This is a genomic window from Paenarthrobacter sp. MSM-2-10-13, from assembly GCF_011605365.1.
Classification (GTDB): domain Bacteria; phylum Actinomycetota; class Actinomycetes; order Actinomycetales; family Micrococcaceae; genus Arthrobacter.
The window spans coordinates 47,615-66,297 of the sequence record NZ_JAAOXO010000009.1 but is presented as its reverse complement, the minus strand read 5'-3'; the positions used below and the strand labels follow the sequence as shown (position 1 = coordinate 66,297).

The following is an 18,683-nucleotide window of genomic DNA, read 5'->3' as shown; positions in this document are numbered from 1 at the left end:
GCTAGCACTCCACTACGTTGACGGCGAGGCCCCCACGGGAGGTCTCTTTGTACTTGGATTTCATGTCCGCGCCTGTCTCGCGCATGGTTTTGATGGCCTTGTCCAGGGACACTTTGTGGCTGCCATCGCCGTGCAAGGCAAGGCGGGCCGCGTTGATGGCTTTGACGCTGGCGATCGCATTGCGTTCGATGCAGGGGATCTGCACCAGCCCGCCCACGGGATCGCAGGTAAGGCCCAGGTTGTGTTCGATGCCCACTTCGGCGGCATTTTCCACTTGCTCGGGCGTCCCGCCAAGGACTTCGCAGAGGCCGGCCGCCGCCATGGAGCAGGCGGAACCCACTTCACCCTGACAGCCCACCTCGGCACCGGAGATGGACGCGTTGATTTTGAACAGGATTCCGACGGCGGCCGCCGCCAGCAGGAACCGCACGACACCGTCGTCGTTGGCTCCTGGAACAAACTTGGTGTAATAGTGCAACACTGCCGGGACAATTCCGGCAGCGCCATTGGTGGGCGCGGTGACGATCCGGCCGCCCGCAGCGTTTTCCTCATTCACTGCCAAGGCGAAGAGGTTGACCCATTCCATGGCGAGGAGCGGGTCCGCTGAGGCACTACCGTTCAGGTCCGCGTCGGTTTCGGAAAGCTTTTTGAACAACGACGGCGCCCGTCGCCTGACGCTCAAACCTCCCGGCAGGATTCCCTCGGCAGAGCAGCCGTTGTCAACGCACTCCTGCATGACAGCCCAAATGCCCAGCAGCCGTTCGCGGAGTTCCTCTTCGGAACGCCACACGAGTTCATTGGCCAACATGACGTCCGAGATGGACATGCCTTCGCGCTCGCAGATCGCCAGGAGTTGGTCCGCCGTGGTGAAGGGGTAGGGGAGAACGGTGTCATCGGCTACCACTTTGTCGGTGCCGGTTGCGTCCCCGTCCACCACGAAGCCGCCACCGATGGAGTAGTAGCTGCGTTCCCGGAGCACGCCGCCCGTGTGGTCCAACGCGCGGAACGTCATGCCGTTGGGGTGTGCAGGCAGCGACTTGCGGCGGTGCAGGACCACGTCCTCGTCCCAGTTGAAGTCCACCCGGTGGTTGCCGCCCAGACGCAGTTCCGCCTCGAGTGCCGCCGCCGCGACCTGGTCGTCGGCCGTATGGGTGTTCACGGTTTCGGGGGAGTGGCCTTGCAGCCCCAGCACCACGGCTTTGTCTGAGCCGTGGCCCCGGCCGGTGGCGCCCAGGGAGCCGAAAAGCTCAGCCTGGACGCGCACCGTGGCCGGAAGCTGGCCGGACGATTCGAGACCGTCCGTGAACTGCTTTGCCGCGCGCATGGGGCCAACCGTGTGTGAAGACGACGGCCCGATGCCAACAGAAAACAGGTCAAGCACACTCAGTGCCATCAGGGGACCTCAGGGGAGGCGTATTCCCTCATGGCGTCCAGCAGCCAGCGGCCCAGGAAGTCGGCAAACGAGGCCCGGGGAAAGATCCGGTAGGAGTCCTCGGAAGTCTTCCACAGCATCACCGGGATGTGTGCAAGTTCCGTGGAAACGGCCGTGCCCGGCTTGAAGACACGCGGGTGCAAGTCCAGCGCGCAGGTCTTTTCCAACACTGCCCGGGCGTGGCTGCCGGAGAGCTCGAACGTGGTTCGGTTGGCGGACAGGTCCACCACCTGGCCGGCATCGTTGCCCAGTGCAGTGGTCAGATCGCTGACCAAGGATCCGCCCAGGGAGTCGTGGGCTTCCTCCGGTGCAACCACCAGGAACTCGGTGGGGCCGAGCCACAGGGTGTTGACGGAATCCGTCCCCGTCACTTCACCGCAAGCGGCAGGCAAGCCGCCGGTCACGGACGCAACGCGGGCGCCGGCGTTGGACGTCCGGTCAACCCGGATGCCCACCATGGCCTGGTACGGGATCTCGGTGAGTGTCACTATGCCCGGAACTGAGCCGGACGTGAACGCCTCAGCCAGGTGCTGGGCCGGGCTGCGCCGTGCCCCACGAACACTGTTCACGGTTTCTGCGGGGGTTGCTGTTTCAGCCATCTTTGCGGGTCCCTTCAGCATCGAAAAGTACGGTTTCGCCAACAACCACGTCCACCAATTGGTCTCCCAGCGAGGCCACCAAGGTCTCGCCGATGCGGTTGCGGCCGTCCTGGATAAGTGCCAGGCCGAAGGAACGGCCCAGCGCGGCGCTGTGGTAGCTGGAGGTCACGAAGCCCTCCATGGGGACGGGTCCGTTGGCCGGGTTGACGGGGATGCCCTTCTCCACCAGCTGCGTGCCTTCCGGCAACCGCAGCGAGTGGTCTACGGGAAGAACGCTCACCAGGTGCTTGCGGTCTTCGCGGCTTGCGTCCTGCCGGAGGTAGGAGCGCTTGCCGATGAAGTCCTTGGCCTTGGAAACGATCCAGTCCATGCCCGCGTCCTGCGGGGTGACCGTACCGTCGGTGTCCTGCCCCACGATCGGGTAGCCCTTTTCGGCGCGGAGCACGTGCATGGTTTCCGTGCCGTACGGGGTGATGTTGAACTCGGCACCCGCGGCAGCAACAGCTTCCCAGGTGTTGAGGCCGTACCAGGACGGGATGTTGATTTCGTAGGCGAGTTCGCCGGAGAAGGAGATACGGCAAACGCGTGCCTGCACTCCGGACGCCAACGTGGTTTCGCGGAACGTCATGAACGGGAAGTTCTCGGCCTCCAAGCCACCGTTTTCGGCCAGCTGCGGAGCAACCTTGGCGATCACAGCGCGGGACTTCGGGCCAACCACGGCAATGGTGCTCCACTGCTCGGTCACCGAGGTGCAGACCACATCGAGTTCCGGCCACTCCGTCTGGTGCCACTCTTCCAGCCAGTCCAGCACCTTGGCTGCGCCGCCGGTGGTGGTGGTCATGAAGTAGCGGTCCTCATCCAGGCGCAGGGTCACGCCGTCGTCGAAGATCATGCCGTCCAGGGTGCACATCACGCCGTAGCGTGCGGATCCCGGGGCGAGCTTCTTGAACGCGTTGGTGTACACGCGGTTCAGGAATTCGCCCGCGTCCTTGCCGCGGATCTCGATCTTGCCCAGCGTGGTGGCGTCCATGAAACCCACGGAATCGCGGACGGCGGCGCATTCACGCAGGACTGCCGTGTCCATGTCCTCACTGCCCTGCGGGTAGTACCAGGGGCGCTTCCACTGTCCAACATCTTCGAACAGTGCGCCTTGGGCCACGTGCCACGGGTGGATGGAGGTGACTCGTGCGGGGTCGAACAACTCGCCGCGCTGGCGGCCAGCCAGGGCCGCGAAAGCGACAGGGGTGAACGGTGCACGGTACGCCGTGGTTCCGATCTCGCCGACGCCGGGGATGCTCTCTGCGCCACCGAACTTCAGTGCTGCGGCGATGACACCGATCGCGTTGACGCCGGACGTCTTGCCCTGATCGTTGGCCGTGCTGATGGAGGTGTACCGCTTGACGTGCTCCACGGACCGCATGCCCGCTCCGGTGGAGCGAAGGACGTCGGCCACGGACTGGTCGCGCTGGAAGTCCACAAAGTGGTGGTGCCACTCGCCCGGCTCACCGGTCTGGCCGGGAACCAGCCAGAGCTGACGGCTCGGTGCACTTGCCACGGGAGCCTGCAGTTCCATCGGGGTTGTTGCGGATTCGAACCCGGCAGCGATGGATGCTGCTGCTCCGGCCGAGATACCTTCTGCCAGGCAGTCCTGGAGTTCGTAGCTGCCCCGGCCTGCGCCCACCACCTGCTGGTCCCTCACGGGAGCGGTGGGGATGAACGCTGCGAGCTCGTCATCCCAACGCAGCTTGCCCTGGCGCTGGCTGTGGAGATGAACCACCGGGCTCCAACCGCCAGAAACTGCAAGAAGATCGGCAGCCAGCTCTTCGACGCCCGAGGTGAGTTCGCCGTCGTCGTTAATACTGCGGACGGTGACCCCGTTCAGGCGGCCACTCTCATCCGCGGAGGTGTCAGCCACGGCGCTGCCGATGAGGACCCGGGTACCGGACTCGACGGCGGCAGCGGCCTTCGCGCTGATCTGCGGACGGGCATCGACGACGGCGGCAACCGCCACGCCTGCTGCCTTCAGATCCGCGGCAAGAGCGTAAGCGGAATCGTTGGTGGTGCTGATGACCACGCGCGATCCGGCGGCCACTGCATAACGGTTCAGGTAAGTGCGGGCTGCCGAGGCGAGCATGATGCCCGGGCGGTCGTTGTTCTCGAAGACCAGCGGACGCTCATGGGCGCCCGGAGCCAGGACAACCTGCTTGGCACGGATGTGCCAAATACGCTGGCGGGAGACACCCGATGCTGCCGGAACGCTCAAGTGGTCGGTACGGTTCTGGGCTGCGATGAAGTAGTTGGAGTCGTAGGAGCCGAATGCGGTGGTGCGGTTCAGCACCGTGCATTCAGCGGCAGAAACCAGCTCGGCCTCCACGTCCGCAACCCACTCCAGGGCCGGCTTGCCCTCGATTTCTTCCGCCAGATCCGGGGCTGTGGAACCGGAGAGCAGTGAGCCGCCGAGCTCGGGCTGGTCGTCGATGAGGATGACGCGGGCGCCGGTGCGGACAGCTTCGCGGGCCGCTGCCAGGCCGGCGATGCCGCCGCCGACAACCAGTACATCCGTGTGGACGTACTTCTTGTCGTACTCGGCCTTGTCCTCGTTCGGGTCAAGCTTGCCCAGACCGGACAGGAGCTCAACGTTCATGCCGTCCACCAAGGAAACTGCGGTGGCGGGAAGCATGGACTCGGCAACGTGGCCCGGGAAGCGGGGAGCGATCTTGACCAAGGCGTTGGACTCTTCTACGCCGGCTGCCATGATGCCGCGGGGGCGGTCCTCATAAAGGGAGTTGCCGGCGTTGATGTGGCCATTGGCCAGCAGTGCCGAAGCGATGGTGTCCCCCGGGTGGCCGGTGAATTCCTGGCCGTCCACGGTGAAGCGCCAGGAGATGCTGCGATCGATGCGTCCGCCGGTGGCGAGGCGTGCGTTCTTGCTGGTCACTTCTAGACTCCTTCCGAAGAGATGGGGGTGGTAGCTGTGGGGGAGGCGGCGCCGGGGGAGAGGCCCGGTTCGCCGGCTTGGCCGAACTCACCGGCCTGGGTGAACTCGCCCGGCTGTTCCGGTGCTTTCTTTGGACTCGTCACCTTGATGTCCGGCCGGGGCTGGCCCATGCCGTAGATGGAGTGAATCTCGTAGCTCACGGTGTCGCGGAGCATGTTGAACCACTGGCGGCAGCCTGTGCTGTGGACCCAGCGTTCTGCGAAAGTTCCCTTGGTGTTCTCGCGGTAGAACAGGTATTCAGCCCATTCGCGGTCCGTGAGGTCGTTGGGGCTCTCCGGGTAGGCGACGTGTGCTTGGCCGCCGTAGTGGAATTCGGTTTCGTCGCGTGGCCCGCAGTTGGGGCATGAAATGAGGAGCATGTCTTTTCCTGTCCTGGCTAGTGGGCTACGGCTGCGGCGCCGTGTTCGTCGATCAAGGCGCCGGTCTCGAAGCGTTCCAGCGCGAAGGGCTTGTTCAGCTGGTGCGGAGCGCCGGTGGCGATGGTGTGCGCGAAAGTCAGGCCCGCCGCCGGAGTGCCCTTGAAGCCGCCGGTTCCCCAGCCACAGTTGACGAACATGTTCTCCACCGGGGAGAGGCCAACAATGGGAGAAGCGTCCAGCGTGGTGTCCACAATTCCGCCCCAGGTGCGGAGCACATGGGCCCGGGCGAAGATCGGGAAGAGCTCCACGGCTGCTGCCATCTGCTCCTCGATCACGTGGAACGAGCCGCGCTGGCCGTAGCCGTTGTAGGAGTCCACACCGGCGCCCATTACCAGTTCGCCCTTGTGGGCCTGGGATACGTAGACGTGGACGTGGTTGGACATGACCACCGTGGGGTGGACCGGCTCGTGCAGTTCAGACACCAGCGCCTGGAGCGGGTGGCTCTGGATCGGCAGGCGGAAGCCGGCCATTTCTGCCAGGACCGAGCTGTGGCCGGCGGCGCAGAGGCCCACCTTTTCGGTGTTGATGGTGCCGCGCGTGGTCTGGACACCGGTGACCTTGTTGCCGTCCTTGATGAAACCGGTAACTTCGCAGTTCTGGATGATGTCCACGCCAAGCTCATCGCACTTGCGGGCGAAGGCCCAGGCCACGTGGTCGTGCTTGGCGATGCCTGCGCGTGGCTGGTACGTGGCGCCCATGACGGGGTAGCGGATGTTGTCGCTGATGTTCAGGATGGGGCAAAGTTCCTTGACCTGCTGCGGGTCCAGCCATTCGGCGTCTACACCGTTGAGGCGGTTGGCACCCACCCGGCGAACGCTTTCGCGAACATCGCCCAGGGTGTGGGCCAGGTTCATGACACCGCGCTGGCTGAAGAGGAAGTCGTACTCCAGCTCTTCCGGGAGGATTTCCCAGAGCTTGAGGGCGTGCTCGTAGATGGCTGCGCTCTCGTCCCAGAGGTAGTTGGAACGGATGATGGTGGTGTTGCGGGCCATGTTTCCACCGGCCAGCCAGCCCTTTTCCAGGATGGCGATATTCGTCATCCCATGGTTCTTGGCCAAGAAGTACGCGGTGGCGAGGCCGTGCCCGCCGCCGCCCACAATCACGGCGTCGTAGCTTTTCTTCGGGTCCGGGTTGCGCCAGAGGAAGTCCGGGTGTTCGGGGAGGTGGTCTGCACTCACTTGGCTGCTCCAATCAGTTCTGCTTCGGTTACGGCGCCATTGCCGTCGTGGTTTAGGTGCGGGTAGAGGGGGAACTTGTTCGCCAGGGCGGTCACGCGGTTGCGGAGTTCGACGGCGGTGGTCTCGTCCAGGGTGACGTCACCTTCGGCGGTGGCTGCTTCGGCGCCTGCCTGGGTGCCTGCTTGGGTGCCGCTGTTCGCTACGGCGATCAACGCCGTCGCAATGATGTCCGAAACTTCGGTGAAGTCCTCGGCGCCGAAGCCGCGGGCGGCTAGGGCTGGGGTGCCGATGCGCAGGCCGGACGACACCATGGGTGGGCGGGGGTCGAACGGGACGGCGTTGCGGTTGACGGTGATGCCGATCCGGTGCAGCGTGTCCTCGGCCTGCTGGCCGTTGAGGACCGAGTGGCGGAGGTCGGCGAGGACAAGGTGGACATCGGTTCCGCCGCTGACAACGGAGATGCCGGCTGCGGCAACGTCGTCCTGCAGGAGGCGCTGGGCCAGGATCTTGGAACCCTCAAGGACGCGGAGCTGGCGTTCCTGAAACTCGGGCTCGGAGGCCATCTTGAAGGCAACGGCCTTGGCTGCGATGACGTGTTCCAGCGGACCACCCTGTTGGCCGGGGAAGACTGCCGAGTTAACCTTCTTGGCGATGTCGGCGTCGTTGGTCAGGATCACGCCACCGCGCGGACCGCCGAGGGTCTTGTGGGTGGTGCTGGTGACAATGTGGGCGTGCGGCACGGGGCTGGGGTGCAGCCCAGCGGCCACGAGGCCGGCAAAGTGGGCCATGTCCACCATGAGGTAGGCGCCCACCAGGTCAGCGATGCGGCGGAACTCAGCGAAGTCCAGCTGGCGGGAATACGCCGACCAGCCGGCGACGATCAGCTGCGGCTTGCTCTCCAGAGCCAGACGCTCCACTTCAGCCATATCTACGGTGTGGGTGTCCTCGCGGACTCCGTACGGAACAACCTTGTACAACTTGCCGGAGAAGTTGATGCGCATGCCGTGGGTCAGGTGGCCGCCGTGGGCGAGGTTGAGACCCATGATGGTGTCGCCCGGGGTGATCAGTGCGTGCATGGCCGAGGCGTTGGCCTGGGCGCCGGAGTGGGGCTGGACGTTGGCGAACTCTGCGCCGAACAGGGCTTTCAAGCGGTCAATGGCGAGCTGTTCAATCACATCAACGTGTTCGCAGCCGCCGTAGTAGCGCTTGCCGGGATAGCCCTCGGCGTATTTGTTGGTCAGCACCGAGCCCTGGGCTTCCATGACGGCCGTAGGAGCGAAGTTCTCAGAGGCGATCATTTCCAGCGTGGACTGCTGGCGGATGAGTTCCTGGGCGATCGCCTGATCGACCTCCGGGTCCGCCTGTGCAAGCGGGCGGATCAGCGGTTCAACCATGGTGTTCTCCTTCAAAAGCTTGTCTAGTGGCCGACTGTTAGGCAACTGATATATTAGAACTATTGCCATAGTATGTTGAAGATCACATGGTCGTCAACAGGTCCGGGAAACTCATCCGTGGGACCGTGGTTGTGACAACGGGAGAGAGCAATGAGCGCAGCACTTGAAGCACTGGAGTCAGCTCCGCAGGGCACGTCCCTAGCAGAGAACGCCTACCTGCTGCTGCGCGACAGGCTCATCATGCTGGACGTCAAACCCGGCGACCCCATCAACGACGGACAAATCGCCGCCGAACTGGGAATCGGGCGCACTCCTGTCCGTGAAGCCATCAAGCGCCTCGAAAGCGACCACCTCGTGGTGTCCTACCCCCGGCGCGGCACGTTCGCCACCGGCGTGGACATCACCCAGCTCGCCGAGGTCTCCGAAATCCGCGAACTGCTGGAACCGCTCGCCTCCAGGAAAGCTGCCCGGATGGCCAGCCCCGCCATGCGTTCCGAGCTCCGCGCCGTCGCCGCCGCGATCCGGGATCTTGAAGGTCAGGACAATTCCTCCCAGGACCTCATGCGCTACGACATCCAGGTCCACAGGCTGATCTACAAGGCTTCGGCCAATGCCCACCTGGAAGACGTCCTCATTCGCTACGACAACCTCGCCACCCGCATCTGGTGCCACATGCTCGAGAAGATGCCCTCCGTTTCCGGCCACATCTCCGAGCACGTCGACCTCCTCACGGCCATTGCCGACGGCGACGAAGACCGTGCCGCAGAGCTCGCCCTGCACCACGTAGTCAGCTTCGAAGAGACCATCCGCAAGGTCCTCTAGCTTTCCTGCCCTGCCGTGCTCCCGCCTTCCGGCGGCGGGCTCATCCTCTGCGCGCTAGGTCGTCACTCCCTTAGACGCGCCCTGCCGGATAACCCACCCCCTCCCGATCCTCTCTCACGTCCCGCGGGTTCTTTGGCGTCGCTCTCTCACGTCTTGCGGGTTTTTTGGCGTCGCTCTCTCACATCCCGCGGTTTTGAGCTGATCGCTCTCTCACGTCTTGCGGTTTTGAGCGGGTCGCTCTCTCACATCCCGCGGGTTTTTGCCGTCGCTCTCTCACATCCCGCGGTTTTGAGCTGATCGCTCTCTCACGTCCCACTGGGAGTTGCTGGATGCAATCTCCAGTGGGCCTATGGGGCCGACTTGCCCTAGGTTGCAAGCCTCGCCGCCCGGCCCGCGGGAACGTGGACAGCGGCCAGGAACGAAAGGCTCGACGTCGATGTGGACTTGAGTGCGGACGACGCCTCCTCTTCGCCCTAATGAGAGAGCGATCGGGTTTTGGGGGTGGGATGTGAGAGAAAGATCGGGTTTTGGGGGTGGGATGTGAGAGATCGTCGATAGGGGCAACTGCGTTGGGTTAGATGCAACAAACGCCTTTTGCGCCATCAGCCCACTCCAGTCAGCGGTTTAGTCCGGCCGGCCAGATTGAGCTGATGCTTATCCGTCACAACTAACCCTTGACCGTGGCGCCGCTCACACATATTCTGGTGCAACAGCGTTGCGCTGAATGCAACCCAAATCAATTTTGGTGGACACATGAGCAATGAATCATCTGTGGCAGCCGCTCCAGGCAGCCCCTCCCACATCTCCCACGCACCAGGTTCCCAACCGGAAGTCAGCAAGGACACTCGACGGCGAGTGGTCACCGCAAGCTTCATCGGGAACTTTGTTGAGTGGTTCGACTACGCCGTGTACGGATACCTGGCCGGCGTCATCTCTACTGTTTTCTTCCCCGAGTCAGACCGCCAGACGGCCCTGCTCGCAACCTTCGGCGTGTTTGCCATTAGCTTCTTCGTCCGGCCCTTGGGTGGTTTCATCTGGGGCCACATCGGGGACAAGCTGGGCCGCAAGCAAGCGCTGAGCCTGTCAATCGTCCTGATGTCCGTGGCGACGTTCTGCATCGCACTCATCCCCGGCTACGCCACGATCGGCGTGATGGCGCCCATCCTGCTCCTCCTGGTAAGAGTCGTCCAAGGCTTCTCCGCAGCCGGCGAGTACGCCGGGGCGTCTGCCTTCCTGGTGGAGTATGCGCCGGCGAATCGGCGCGGACTGTATGCCGCCGTCGTGCCCGCCAGTACTGCAGCGGGTCTGCTGCTGGGGTCCTTGCTGGCAGCCCTGCTGAGTTCAGTCCTGACCGCGGAGCAGCTCAACGAATGGGGTTGGCGATTGCCGTTCCTGTTGGCTGCGCCCATGGGATTGATCGGCCGGTATATCCGGACCAAGCTCGAGGACACGCCGGCTTTCCGGGAGCTCGCTGCCAAGGACAATGCGGTCAAAGCCCCTGCCTTCGCCATGTTCAGGACGTACCGGAAGCAACTCATCATTGCCACCGGCGCGGTGTTGCTGAACGCTGTGGGCTTCTACGTGATCCTCAGCTATATGCCCACTTACCTGTCGGAAGAGCTGGGCTTTGGCGCAACGGAATCGTTCCTGGCCACCACCATCGCCCTGGCCAGTTACATCGGCTTCATCTTCCTAACCGGCATGGCGTCGGACAGGTTCGGCCGCAAGCGGATGCTCATCACGGCATCAGTGCTTTTCATGCTGCTAACGGTGCCGGCTTTCATGCTCCTGGATACCCGCAATTTCCTGGTGATCGTGCTGGTGCAGATACTCCTGGGCGGAATGCTGACCCTCAACGACGGAACCTTGCCGAGCTTCCTGGCCGAGCTCTTTCCCACGAAGGTCCGGTACACCGGATTCGCCGTCAGCTTCAATCTCTCCAATGCCCTGTTCGGCGGCACCGCGCCGTTCATGGCCACCCTTCTTATCGGCATGACCCACAACCAGCTGGCCCCCGGTTGGTACCTCGTGGCTGCCGCTCTGGTTTCCCTCATCGCAGTCCTGTTCGCCACCGAGACTTCCAAAAAGCCTCTGCTGCAGGACTAGTACAACCCACCCATTGAAAGGAACAACCATGACCATCACCCAGAACGAGGCCGTCAACGATGTGGCCAAGCTCGAGCGCACCAAGGTCCTCAACAACGGCGAAAAAGTATCGCTGACCTTCTCCGACGCCGAGTTCGAGCGTCGCCTCTCCGGACTCCGCCGCATCATGGCCGAGAAAGACCTCGACGCCGTCATCCTCACCAGCTACCACTCCATCAAGTACTACTCCGACTTCCTCTTCACCTACTTTGGCCGCTCCTACGGCATGGTGGTCACCAAGGATGACACGGTCACCATCACGGCAAATATCGACGCCGGGATGCCTTGGCGCCGCAGCTACGGCGAGAACCTTGTGTACACGGACTGGCGCCGGGACAACTACATCCACGCCATCCAGGAAGTCCTGCGGACCCGCGGCATCAACCCGCGCCGCATCGGCGTCGAGGATGACTCGCTGCCGCTGGACAACCGCAACAAGATCCAGGCCGCGTTCTCCGGAGCGACGCTGGTTGACGTTGCGCAGGCAGCGATGCGCCAGCGCATGATCAAGTCCGCCGAGGAGATCGCGGTCATCAAGCACGGTGCGCGCATTGGTGACTTGGGTGGCGAGGCCATCCGCAACGCCATCACCGCCGGGATCACCGAGTACGAGGTGGCTCTGATCGGTACCGAGGCCATGGTTCACGAGATTGCCCGGACCTTCCCGGACTCTGAAATCCGAGACACCTGGGTGTGGTTCCAGTCCGGCATCAACACAGATGGTGCACATAACTGGGCCACCACCCGCAAGATCCAGGAACACGACATCCTGTCCCTGAACTGTTTCCCCATGACCAGCGGCTACTACACGGCACTGGAGCGCACCCTGTTCTACGGCGAACCGGACGCCCGCTCTCTGGAACTGTGGAACATCAACGTTGAGGTCCACAAGCGTGGTCTGGAGCTCATCAAGCCCGGTGCTGTGTGCAAGGACATCGCGGCAGAGCTCAACGAGATCTACGTCAGCCACGGTTTGCTGGCCAACCGCACGTTCGGCTACGGCCACTCGTTCGGCGTGCTGAGCCACTACTACGGACGCGAAGCCGGACTCGAACTCCGCGAGGACATTGACACCGTCCTGGAGCCCGGCATGGTGGTCTCCATGGAGCCGATGATCACGGTGCTGGACGGCCAGCCGGGCGCTGGCGGTTACCGCGAGCACGACATCCTGGTGGTGGGCGAAGACGGCGCGGAGAACATCACCAAGTTCCCGTTCGGCCCCGAGTACAACATCATCGGAGCCTAGTGACCCGGCCGGTGGACACAGCGTGGTGTCCACCGGCCGAATCCGGTGGGGCGTCCGCCGTCGAAATATCTCCAGCGAAATATAGTGAACCCATGACTCCCACCGAATCCAGCGACACTCTTGAGAACAGCAACAGCACTGGTGACAGCAAAAACACCTCGGTGATCGTCAACGCCATCGCCGTCTTGAGGAGCTTCACTGCTGACGAGCCGCTCCTGGGAGTCACCGAAATCGCCGGCCGCATTGGCCTGCACAAGAGCACCGTCTCCCGGATCCTCGCGACGCTGGAACAGGAGAATCTTGTAGAGCGCGACGTCGATTCGCGCAGGTTCCGCTTGGGGCTGGGCATGATCGCCATGGCGGGCCCCCTCCTGGCGGAACTCGAAGAGCGTCGCGTTGCCTACCCTGTGCTGCGCGAACTTACTGAGCGGACTGGGGAGACCAGCGCGCTGATGGTGTGGAACGGCAACGAGTCCATGTGTGTGGAGCAGATCCCCAGCCGTCACCAGGTCAAGCATCTCGCTCCGTTGGGTGCCCGCTACAACGAGGCCCTGAGTTCATCGGTGCAGGTCTTCCTTGCTTCGGAGAACGAGGACCGGGTGCGCCAGTTGCTGCGCAGCGGATCGATCACGCTGACCGGCGTGGACGAGGACGCGCTGGAGGCTTATTTGCTTCGCCTGAAGGAATCGATGGAGCGTGGGTGGGCAGTGAACTTCGGTGAGACATCCATCGAAGAAGTGGGCGTGGCCTCACCCGTGTACGACCACCGCGGCAACATGGTGGCCTCCGTCCTGATCCCGGCCCCGAAGTTCCGTGTTTCGCAGGACACCCTCAACAGTCTCGGCGAAGCCTGCGCCGCAGCAGCGGCCAAGGTGACCACGCGGTTGGGTGGCCGCGCCCCGCGCTAAGCCGGGTACCGCCGTCGGGCCCTCAAGCGGTGGGTGCGAAAAAACGGCGGCCGTCCCGCTTAAGGGGACTGCCGCCGTCGTTATTCTGCAAGACGTGCGGAAGGGGCTACATCTTCCGTCGCGCTGTGGTTGTTTCGTCCATGGCGTCCCTACCGAGCCAGGCTCCCAGACCGATCATGGCAACGCCGAGGATCAGGTGCAGCCAGTTGTCAGCGGTGTTGAACGGGACAAAGTTGGCGCCTGTTTCCTGGTTGATGACCAGGCCATAGATCCAAAGAACGATGTACACGGCGCCGCCGCCCAAGAGGAACAGGCGGGCCATGCGTGCGTTCCTTGCCATGGCCAAGCCGGCCACGCCAAACAGCAGATGAACGATGTTGTGGAGTACGGACACTTGGAAGACTCCAAGCAGCATGGCGCCGGATTCATGTCCCGCAAAGGTCATGGCGCCGAAATTGGTGGTAATTCCCGGGATAAAGCCCAGGACGCCAACCAGCAGAAATACAATGCCAACGCCCATGGCGGTGTTGCGTAGCGTCAACCCCATCATGTGGTGGTGTTCGGCGGGGTGCGAAGCGGTGGTCATCAAGTCCTCCCTTTCACGCTGTTACCCGGCTCTTCTCATGGAGAGCCGACCTGCGGCAAGGGCTGTGGCAAAAACCTTGCCGACGCCGCCATAATACTCCTGAAATGCCTCCGATAGCAGGGGATGTGCCCAGTTCAGCGGCGGTTAGCATGGAATTATGAGCCAAGCTCCCAACGGACGCGTGCACACGATTTTCCACGACACCCGCGATCTCACTCCTTTCCGCGAGGGCTACGTCCGCACCTCTGTGCGGGGGCTCGCTGACGGCGTGAATGATGTGCTCTCCGGTGTCCTGAGCGGCCGCGATCATGCACGGTTGACGGTAGCCGGCAACGTCCCGCGGCTGAGGATGTTGTCCTCCAAGACGGCGAAGGCCATGCACGAGGCCGTTTTCACCTCCACGGAGCCGGATCGGCTTCTGGCCTTCGGCCGTATGTATCCCGGATGGGCGGGCCTGTGTCATGTGATGGCCGGTTTGCTCGCGTACAAACATGGCGGGTTTTTGAGGGCGTCCGAGCTTCTGCAACGCGGTTTAACAACAAGGATCGACGACGACGCCAGCCAGTTCTCGGCAATGTACCTTGGGCAGGTGGTCACCAAGGTTGAGGTGGCCGAACGGATTGAGGTTCCGGTCCTGTTCAGTGAGGAGTCCGTGTTTTTGGCGCTGTCCCATTGCCTTCGGGAAATGGGGATGACCGAGGCGGCGTTGGAAGCAGTGGTGACGTTGCCGCCGTCGTTGCCTTCGGCGTTGGCGCGCTGCACAGCGGCGTACTCGTTGGAACGGCACCGTGATGTGGTCCTGTGGACTGAGGGTTTGCTGAACACGGACGACCTCTCGGCGGCGCTTTTGCTGATCCGGGCGCGGTCGCAACGGGCCAGGGGTGACTTCGAGTCGGCTCAGGTGGCCCTCAAAGAAGTGCTCCGGCGTCGTAAGACCAATTTGGCACTGAAGAATGATGCGTTGACCGACAGGGCCCTGCTCGCTCTTGACCAGGGCCGGCGGACGTTGACTCCGTGGTCCAAACGGCCGGCCCCGCCTGCGGAGCTGGAGACTTTTGAAGTGATCCGGAAGGATGCCGAGATGCGGCGTCTATGGGAGAACGACTTCAGGCAGCTGGGCGGCGAATAACAACCATTGTGCCTTTTCTGGGAAAGGCGTAATCTCTTAATCAATCAAACGGTTGATCAATTATTCAGTTGATCAAAGAGTTGATGATGAGAGGTTGATGCGGCAGTGGAGGAAGAAGCTCTGGACAGGGCCTTCATGGCTTTGGCGGATCCGGTGAGGCGGGCCATGGTGGCACGCCTGTCCCGGGGAGACGCCACCGTCAACGAGCTCGCTGAACCGTTCGCCATCACCAAGCAGGCGGTTTCCAAACACATACAAGTCCTGGAGCACGCAGGATTGGTAACCCGCTCACGCGACGCCCAGCGCAGGCCTGTCCACTTGGATGCTGCCGCCTTGGAGCGGCTGACCGCATGGATTGACCAGTATCGGCTGATCGCCGAATCGCGCTTTCGGCAGCTGGACGAGCTGCTGGGTGCCGGTGACTCCCACCAACAACAAGAAAACAAACCAGCAAAGAAGAAAGAGGAACTGAAATGAGCAATCCAACAACAATCACCGCTGACCCTGGCGTCCCGTTCGTTGACACGGTCCGCGAATTCGATGCCCCGGTCAGTGCGGTCTTCAAAGCCCACGTTGACCCGGATCTCTTGGCTAAGTGGCTGGGCCCGCGCAGTACTCAAACGAAAATTACCGAGTACAACGCCACCACTGGCGGCAGCTGGCGCTACGAGAGCGGCGACGATAATGGAATGGCCGGATTCCGCGGCGTTTTCCACACGGTCGAACCCGACGCTTTGATCATCCATACCGTCGAGTTCGAGGGCGCGCCCAACCAAGTGGTCATCAGCACCACCACTTTCGAAGATATCGATGGCAGGACGCGGATGTCCGCGCACGAGGTCTACCCCTCGGTTGAAGCAAGGGACATGGCTTTGGCTACCGGGATGGACTACGGCGTGATCGAAGGATACGAGCGCCTGGATGAGCTGCTTGCGGCCTAAGCTCCCGCCGGCTGTAGAAGCGGAAGGAGTTGCTCGGATAGCAGCACTGTCCCCAGCCCGATCATGATGATTCCGCTGATCAGGGTCACAACGCGGGCGGCGCCGGGCCGGGAAGCCAGCAGCTTCCTGGAGGTCAATGCGACTGCGGTGTACACCATGCCGGCCAGGATCACGAAGGTCAGGCCCAGCAAGCCGGACTGGACCGGAACCGGCAGTGCCGCCTCGGGGCTGACGAACTGTGGCACCAGCGCCACGAAGAAGAGCAGGCCTTTGGGATTTATACCGCTGGTGCCCATGCCCTGAAGGAAGGTGCGGAGCTGGTTTCCGGACTGCACGACGCCGCCTTCCGCACTGAAGCTCGCGCCTCGCCACGAGCGGATGGTAGTCACGCCGAGCCACAGCAGGTAGGCAGCTCCTGCGATGGTCAGCCACCCCAGTAGTCCCGGGACTCCCGCCAAGAGGGCTGCCAACCCTGCCGTCATCAGCGCGGTGTGGACGACATATCCGCTGCACAGGCCGGCGACGGCGGGGACGAAGCTGCGTTGCTTGAGTCCGGCCGAAATCGAGTAAGCCCAGTCGACGCCGGGCGTGCACGCCAAGCTGACGGCGACGATCATGAAGGCCATAAACAGCTGCGGGTTCACGTTTTCTCTCCAGGGCTAGGTGGTAGGAAAACTCTAGGGAAAAACCGACCATAAGTGTTCCTCTTTTTAGCCCCACCCCCGCCGTTCCCGGTAAGATTATTGCGTGATTGACGGGATCGATAGAAGTATTTTGCGCCACCTCCAAGACGACGGCCGGATGACTGCCACAGCCCTTGCTTCGAAGGTGGGTTTGACGGTGGCTCCCTGCCACCGGCGGCTCCGCGATTTGGAATCCTCAGGGGTGATCCGCGGCTACCGTGCAGACATCGACCCTGCCGCAGTGGGCCTGGGTTTCGAAGCGATTGTTTTTGTGACCCTCAAGCAGGTGGAACGCACCATCATGGCGGAGTTTGAAGAGCGCGTCACCGCCAGTCCCAACATCGTGGAGGCGCAGCGGCTCTTCGGGTCGCCTGACTATCTGCTGAAGGTCATTGCCGCGGACCTCCCCGCGTATCAGCGGTTCTACGACGACGAACTGGCGGCCCTTCCCGCGGTTGAACGGCTGACCTCAACGCTGGTGATGAAGAACCTGAAAACCAACATCGGACCCCCGGTCTAAGGCCCTACTGCGCGAGCAAGCCAGTGGTCCGGTAGGGGATCACTTCCCGGAGGAACATGCTGGTTGACGTGCGCACTATGCCAGGGCACAGGCGAATCTCTTCCGATACCCGGTAGAGATCGTCCGGACTCTTGGCAACCACCCTGATGATGAGGTCGGTATCGCCGGCCGGGGCGTGGCATTCCAGGACTTCCGGGATCTCCCGCAGCGCAGCGATGGCCTCATTCAGGTGACTTTGATCGAGTTCGGCACTCACGGCAGCTGCCACGCCACGGCCTAAAGCCGAGGGCAGGACGCGGCTGCTGTTGGGGCGGAGGGCGCCGGACGCCGTCATTCGCTCAAGGCGTGACTGAACTGTTCCGCGAGCGAGGTGCAACTTCTGGGCCAACACCATGATGGGCACGCGGGGATCTTCATCCAAAGCGGCGAGGATCCGGCGGTCCGTGGCGTCGAGTTCCTGCAAAGTGACCACTCCCTGACTAAGTTTTAGCACCAGACTGGTCAGATCGACCAATGATTGTGATGTCCGTTGCACCAACTGTATGTCTTCTGCTCAAATGATGACAACGAAGCAGGACGAGGCTACCGCCAAAACCCGCAGGCACCAGGACCCCGGAACACCACCCGGAGCCCTGCACAGGTTTCCCGCAAGGAAGCAGCCGCTGATTGACTCTTGTTCACAGCATTGTCATTCTGCACCCGCCCCTTCACCCGGGCGTCACAGCAAGAGCCCCTGAGCTACCGGATCGTTGCGGTAGCTGAGGGGCTCTTGTGGTTGGCTTGGATCATGACTTCCGCTGGCCGCTTCGCCCCGAGCCCCTCCGGCGAACTGCACGTCGGCAACCTTCGCACCGCAATTCTCGCCTGGCTATTCGCCAAGTCCAGCGGCCGGGATTTCCTGCTGCGCGTCGAGGATCTGGACCGCGCCCGCTCCGGTGCCGAGGCTGAGCAGCTCCGCGACCTGCAGGCCGTCGGCGTCAGGTGGGACGCCGCCGTCGTGCGCCAGACCGAGCGCGCGGAACTGTATGACCACGCAATCGAGCGGCTGACTGCCGAAGGCCGGACCTATGAGTGTTTCTGCACGCGGCGCGAGATCCAGGAAGCGCCGTCAGCGCCGCATGCCCCGCAAGGCGCCTACCCCGGGACGTGCCGGCGGCTTTCGAAGGCTGAGCGCGAGATCCGGCGATCGACGCGTCCGGCTTCCATCCGCTTGCGCTCAGAGGTTTCGGAGTGGGCTGTTGAGGACCAGTTGCACGGCACCTACGTGGGAGTGGTGGATGACTTTGTGCTTCGCCGGAACGACGGCGTCACCGCCTACAACCTCGCGGTAGTTGTTGACGATGCTGCCCAAGGAATTGACCAGGTGGTGCGCGGCGATGACCTCCTCCCGTCCACCCCGCGGCAAGCCTACCTGGCGACGCTGCTGGGGCTGCAGGTCCCTGAATACGCCCACGTTCCGCTGGTGGTGAATCACGACGGCGTCAGGCTGGCAAAGCGCGACGGTGCCGTGACGCTGGGCGACCTCGCCGCCGTCGGAATTCCCGCCCAACGCGTGCGTGACCTGATCCTTGAGTCCCTGGATTTGCCTGCCGGAAGCGTCCAGGATGCGCTCCAGCACTTCACCCCGCAAAATGTGCCAAAAACGCCTTGGGTGTGGAAAACTCCCCAGGCCTGAATCGGCCG

The 18,683-nt window shown here is 63.0% G+C and carries 18 protein-coding genes; 9 read left to right on the top strand and 9 right to left on the bottom strand.

What is annotated here, in order from left to right; translation table 11 throughout:
- Nucleotide 1: 1 nt before the first annotated feature.
- The 6 genes from HAV21_RS16265 to glyA are packed head-to-tail and all read right to left on the bottom strand — an operon-like array spanning nucleotide 2 to nucleotide 8,020.
- Nucleotides 2-1,393, bottom strand: coding sequence for an L-serine ammonia-lyase (locus HAV21_RS16265; protein ID WP_142937610.1), 1,392 nt, complete (start codon nucleotides 1,391-1,393; stop codon nucleotides 2-4).
- A complete protein-coding gene (locus HAV21_RS16260) occupies nucleotides 1,393-2,031 on the bottom strand; it encodes a sarcosine oxidase subunit gamma family protein (RefSeq protein ID WP_166842471.1) in 639 nt (212 codons plus the stop codon). The genes HAV21_RS16265 and HAV21_RS16260 overlap by 1 nt, the downstream gene beginning before the upstream one ends.
- Entirely contained in the window at nucleotides 2,024-4,969 is a 2,946-nt protein-coding gene (locus HAV21_RS16255) for an FAD-dependent oxidoreductase (RefSeq protein WP_166842470.1), read from the bottom strand. The genes HAV21_RS16260 and HAV21_RS16255 overlap by 8 nt, the downstream gene beginning before the upstream one ends.
- 2 nt (nucleotides 4,970-4,971) lie before the next feature.
- Nucleotides 4,972-5,388 (bottom strand): sarcosine oxidase subunit delta, encoded by a 417-nt coding sequence (locus HAV21_RS16250; protein WP_142937613.1) that lies wholly within the window; start codon nucleotides 5,386-5,388, stop codon nucleotides 4,972-4,974.
- A 17-nt stretch (nucleotides 5,389-5,405) separates the two neighbouring features.
- Complete coding sequence (locus HAV21_RS16245) at nucleotides 5,406-6,626, bottom strand: sarcosine oxidase subunit beta family protein (RefSeq protein WP_142937614.1); 1,221 nt, start codon at nucleotides 6,624-6,626, stop codon at nucleotides 5,406-5,408.
- Nucleotides 6,623-8,020: a serine hydroxymethyltransferase gene (gene glyA / locus HAV21_RS16240; RefSeq protein ID WP_243753335.1), complete on the bottom strand. Its 1,398-nt coding sequence runs from the start codon at nucleotides 8,018-8,020 to the stop codon at nucleotides 6,623-6,625. The genes HAV21_RS16245 and glyA overlap by 4 nt, the downstream gene beginning before the upstream one ends.
- A gap of 150 nt (nucleotides 8,021-8,170) precedes the next feature.
- On the opposite strand from glyA, the gene HAV21_RS16235 reads away from it, so the two are divergent.
- The 4 genes from HAV21_RS16235 (at nucleotide 8,171) to HAV21_RS16220 (ending at nucleotide 13,141) form a co-directional block, all read left to right on the top strand.
- The gene (locus HAV21_RS16235) at nucleotides 8,171-8,842 is read left to right on the top strand and encodes a GntR family transcriptional regulator (protein ID WP_011776428.1); all 672 of its coding nucleotides are present in this window, start codon (nucleotides 8,171-8,173) and stop codon (nucleotides 8,840-8,842) included.
- Nucleotides 8,843-9,595: 753 nt separating this feature from the next.
- Nucleotides 9,596-10,948, top strand: a complete 1,353-nt coding sequence (locus HAV21_RS16230) for an MFS transporter (protein ID WP_142937627.1) — start codon at nucleotides 9,596-9,598, stop codon at nucleotides 10,946-10,948.
- Nucleotides 10,949-10,976: 28 nt separating this feature from the next.
- Nucleotides 10,977-12,233: an aminopeptidase P family protein gene (locus HAV21_RS16225; protein ID WP_166842469.1), complete on the top strand. Its 1,257-nt coding sequence runs from the start codon at nucleotides 10,977-10,979 to the stop codon at nucleotides 12,231-12,233.
- A 92-nt stretch (nucleotides 12,234-12,325) separates the two neighbouring features.
- On the top strand, nucleotides 12,326-13,141 hold the full coding sequence (locus HAV21_RS16220) for an IclR family transcriptional regulator (protein ID WP_166842468.1): 816 nt from the start codon (nucleotides 12,326-12,328) through the stop codon (nucleotides 13,139-13,141).
- A 106-nt stretch (nucleotides 13,142-13,247) separates the two neighbouring features.
- Here the strand turns inward: HAV21_RS16220 and HAV21_RS16215 are convergent, their stop codons facing one another.
- Nucleotides 13,248-13,727 (bottom strand): DUF4383 domain-containing protein, encoded by a 480-nt coding sequence (locus HAV21_RS16215; RefSeq protein WP_142937630.1) that lies wholly within the window; start codon nucleotides 13,725-13,727, stop codon nucleotides 13,248-13,250.
- 157 nt (nucleotides 13,728-13,884) lie between these two features.
- Here HAV21_RS16215 and HAV21_RS16210 point away from each other — a divergent pair, with 157 nt between their 5' ends.
- The 3 genes from HAV21_RS16210 to HAV21_RS16200 all read left to right on the top strand — a co-directional run bounded on the left by HAV21_RS16210 (nucleotide 13,885) and on the right by HAV21_RS16200 (nucleotide 15,797).
- Complete coding sequence (locus HAV21_RS16210; protein WP_166842467.1) at nucleotides 13,885-14,856, top strand: hypothetical protein; 972 nt, start codon at nucleotides 13,885-13,887, stop codon at nucleotides 14,854-14,856.
- A gap of 135 nt (nucleotides 14,857-14,991) precedes the next feature.
- Nucleotides 14,992-15,333 carry a metalloregulator ArsR/SmtB family transcription factor gene (locus HAV21_RS16205; RefSeq protein WP_187697089.1) on the top strand — a complete coding sequence of 114 codons (342 nt, stop codon included), beginning with the start codon at nucleotides 14,992-14,994 and terminating at the stop codon, nucleotides 15,331-15,333.
- Nucleotides 15,330-15,797: an SRPBCC family protein gene (locus tag HAV21_RS16200; RefSeq protein ID WP_166842466.1), complete on the top strand. Its 468-nt coding sequence runs from the start codon at nucleotides 15,330-15,332 to the stop codon at nucleotides 15,795-15,797. Before HAV21_RS16205 ends, HAV21_RS16200 begins: the two co-directional genes overlap by 4 nt.
- On the opposite strand, the gene HAV21_RS16195 is transcribed toward HAV21_RS16200, so the two are convergent.
- Nucleotides 15,794-16,441, bottom strand: a complete 648-nt coding sequence (locus HAV21_RS16195) for a LysE family translocator (protein WP_043806402.1) — start codon at nucleotides 16,439-16,441, stop codon at nucleotides 15,794-15,796. The two genes, HAV21_RS16200 and HAV21_RS16195, sit on opposite strands and share 4 nt — an antisense overlap.
- Before the next feature lie 103 nt (nucleotides 16,442-16,544).
- Between HAV21_RS16195 and HAV21_RS16190 the strand changes: the two genes are divergently transcribed.
- Nucleotides 16,545-17,000, top strand: coding sequence for an Lrp/AsnC family transcriptional regulator (locus tag HAV21_RS16190; RefSeq protein ID WP_011776419.1), 456 nt, complete (start codon nucleotides 16,545-16,547; stop codon nucleotides 16,998-17,000).
- A 4-nt stretch (nucleotides 17,001-17,004) separates the two neighbouring features.
- On the opposite strand, the gene HAV21_RS16185 is transcribed toward HAV21_RS16190, so the two are convergent.
- On the bottom strand, nucleotides 17,005-17,463 hold the full coding sequence (locus tag HAV21_RS16185) for an Lrp/AsnC family transcriptional regulator (RefSeq protein ID WP_208097011.1): 459 nt from the start codon (nucleotides 17,461-17,463) through the stop codon (nucleotides 17,005-17,007).
- Nucleotides 17,464-17,787: 324 nt separating this feature from the next.
- Here HAV21_RS16185 and gluQRS point away from each other — a divergent pair, with 324 nt between their 5' ends.
- Nucleotides 17,788-18,675 (top strand): tRNA glutamyl-Q(34) synthetase GluQRS, encoded by an 888-nt coding sequence (gluQRS, locus tag HAV21_RS16180; protein WP_166842464.1) that lies wholly within the window; start codon nucleotides 17,788-17,790, stop codon nucleotides 18,673-18,675.
- Nucleotides 18,676-18,683: the final 8 nt, after the last annotated feature.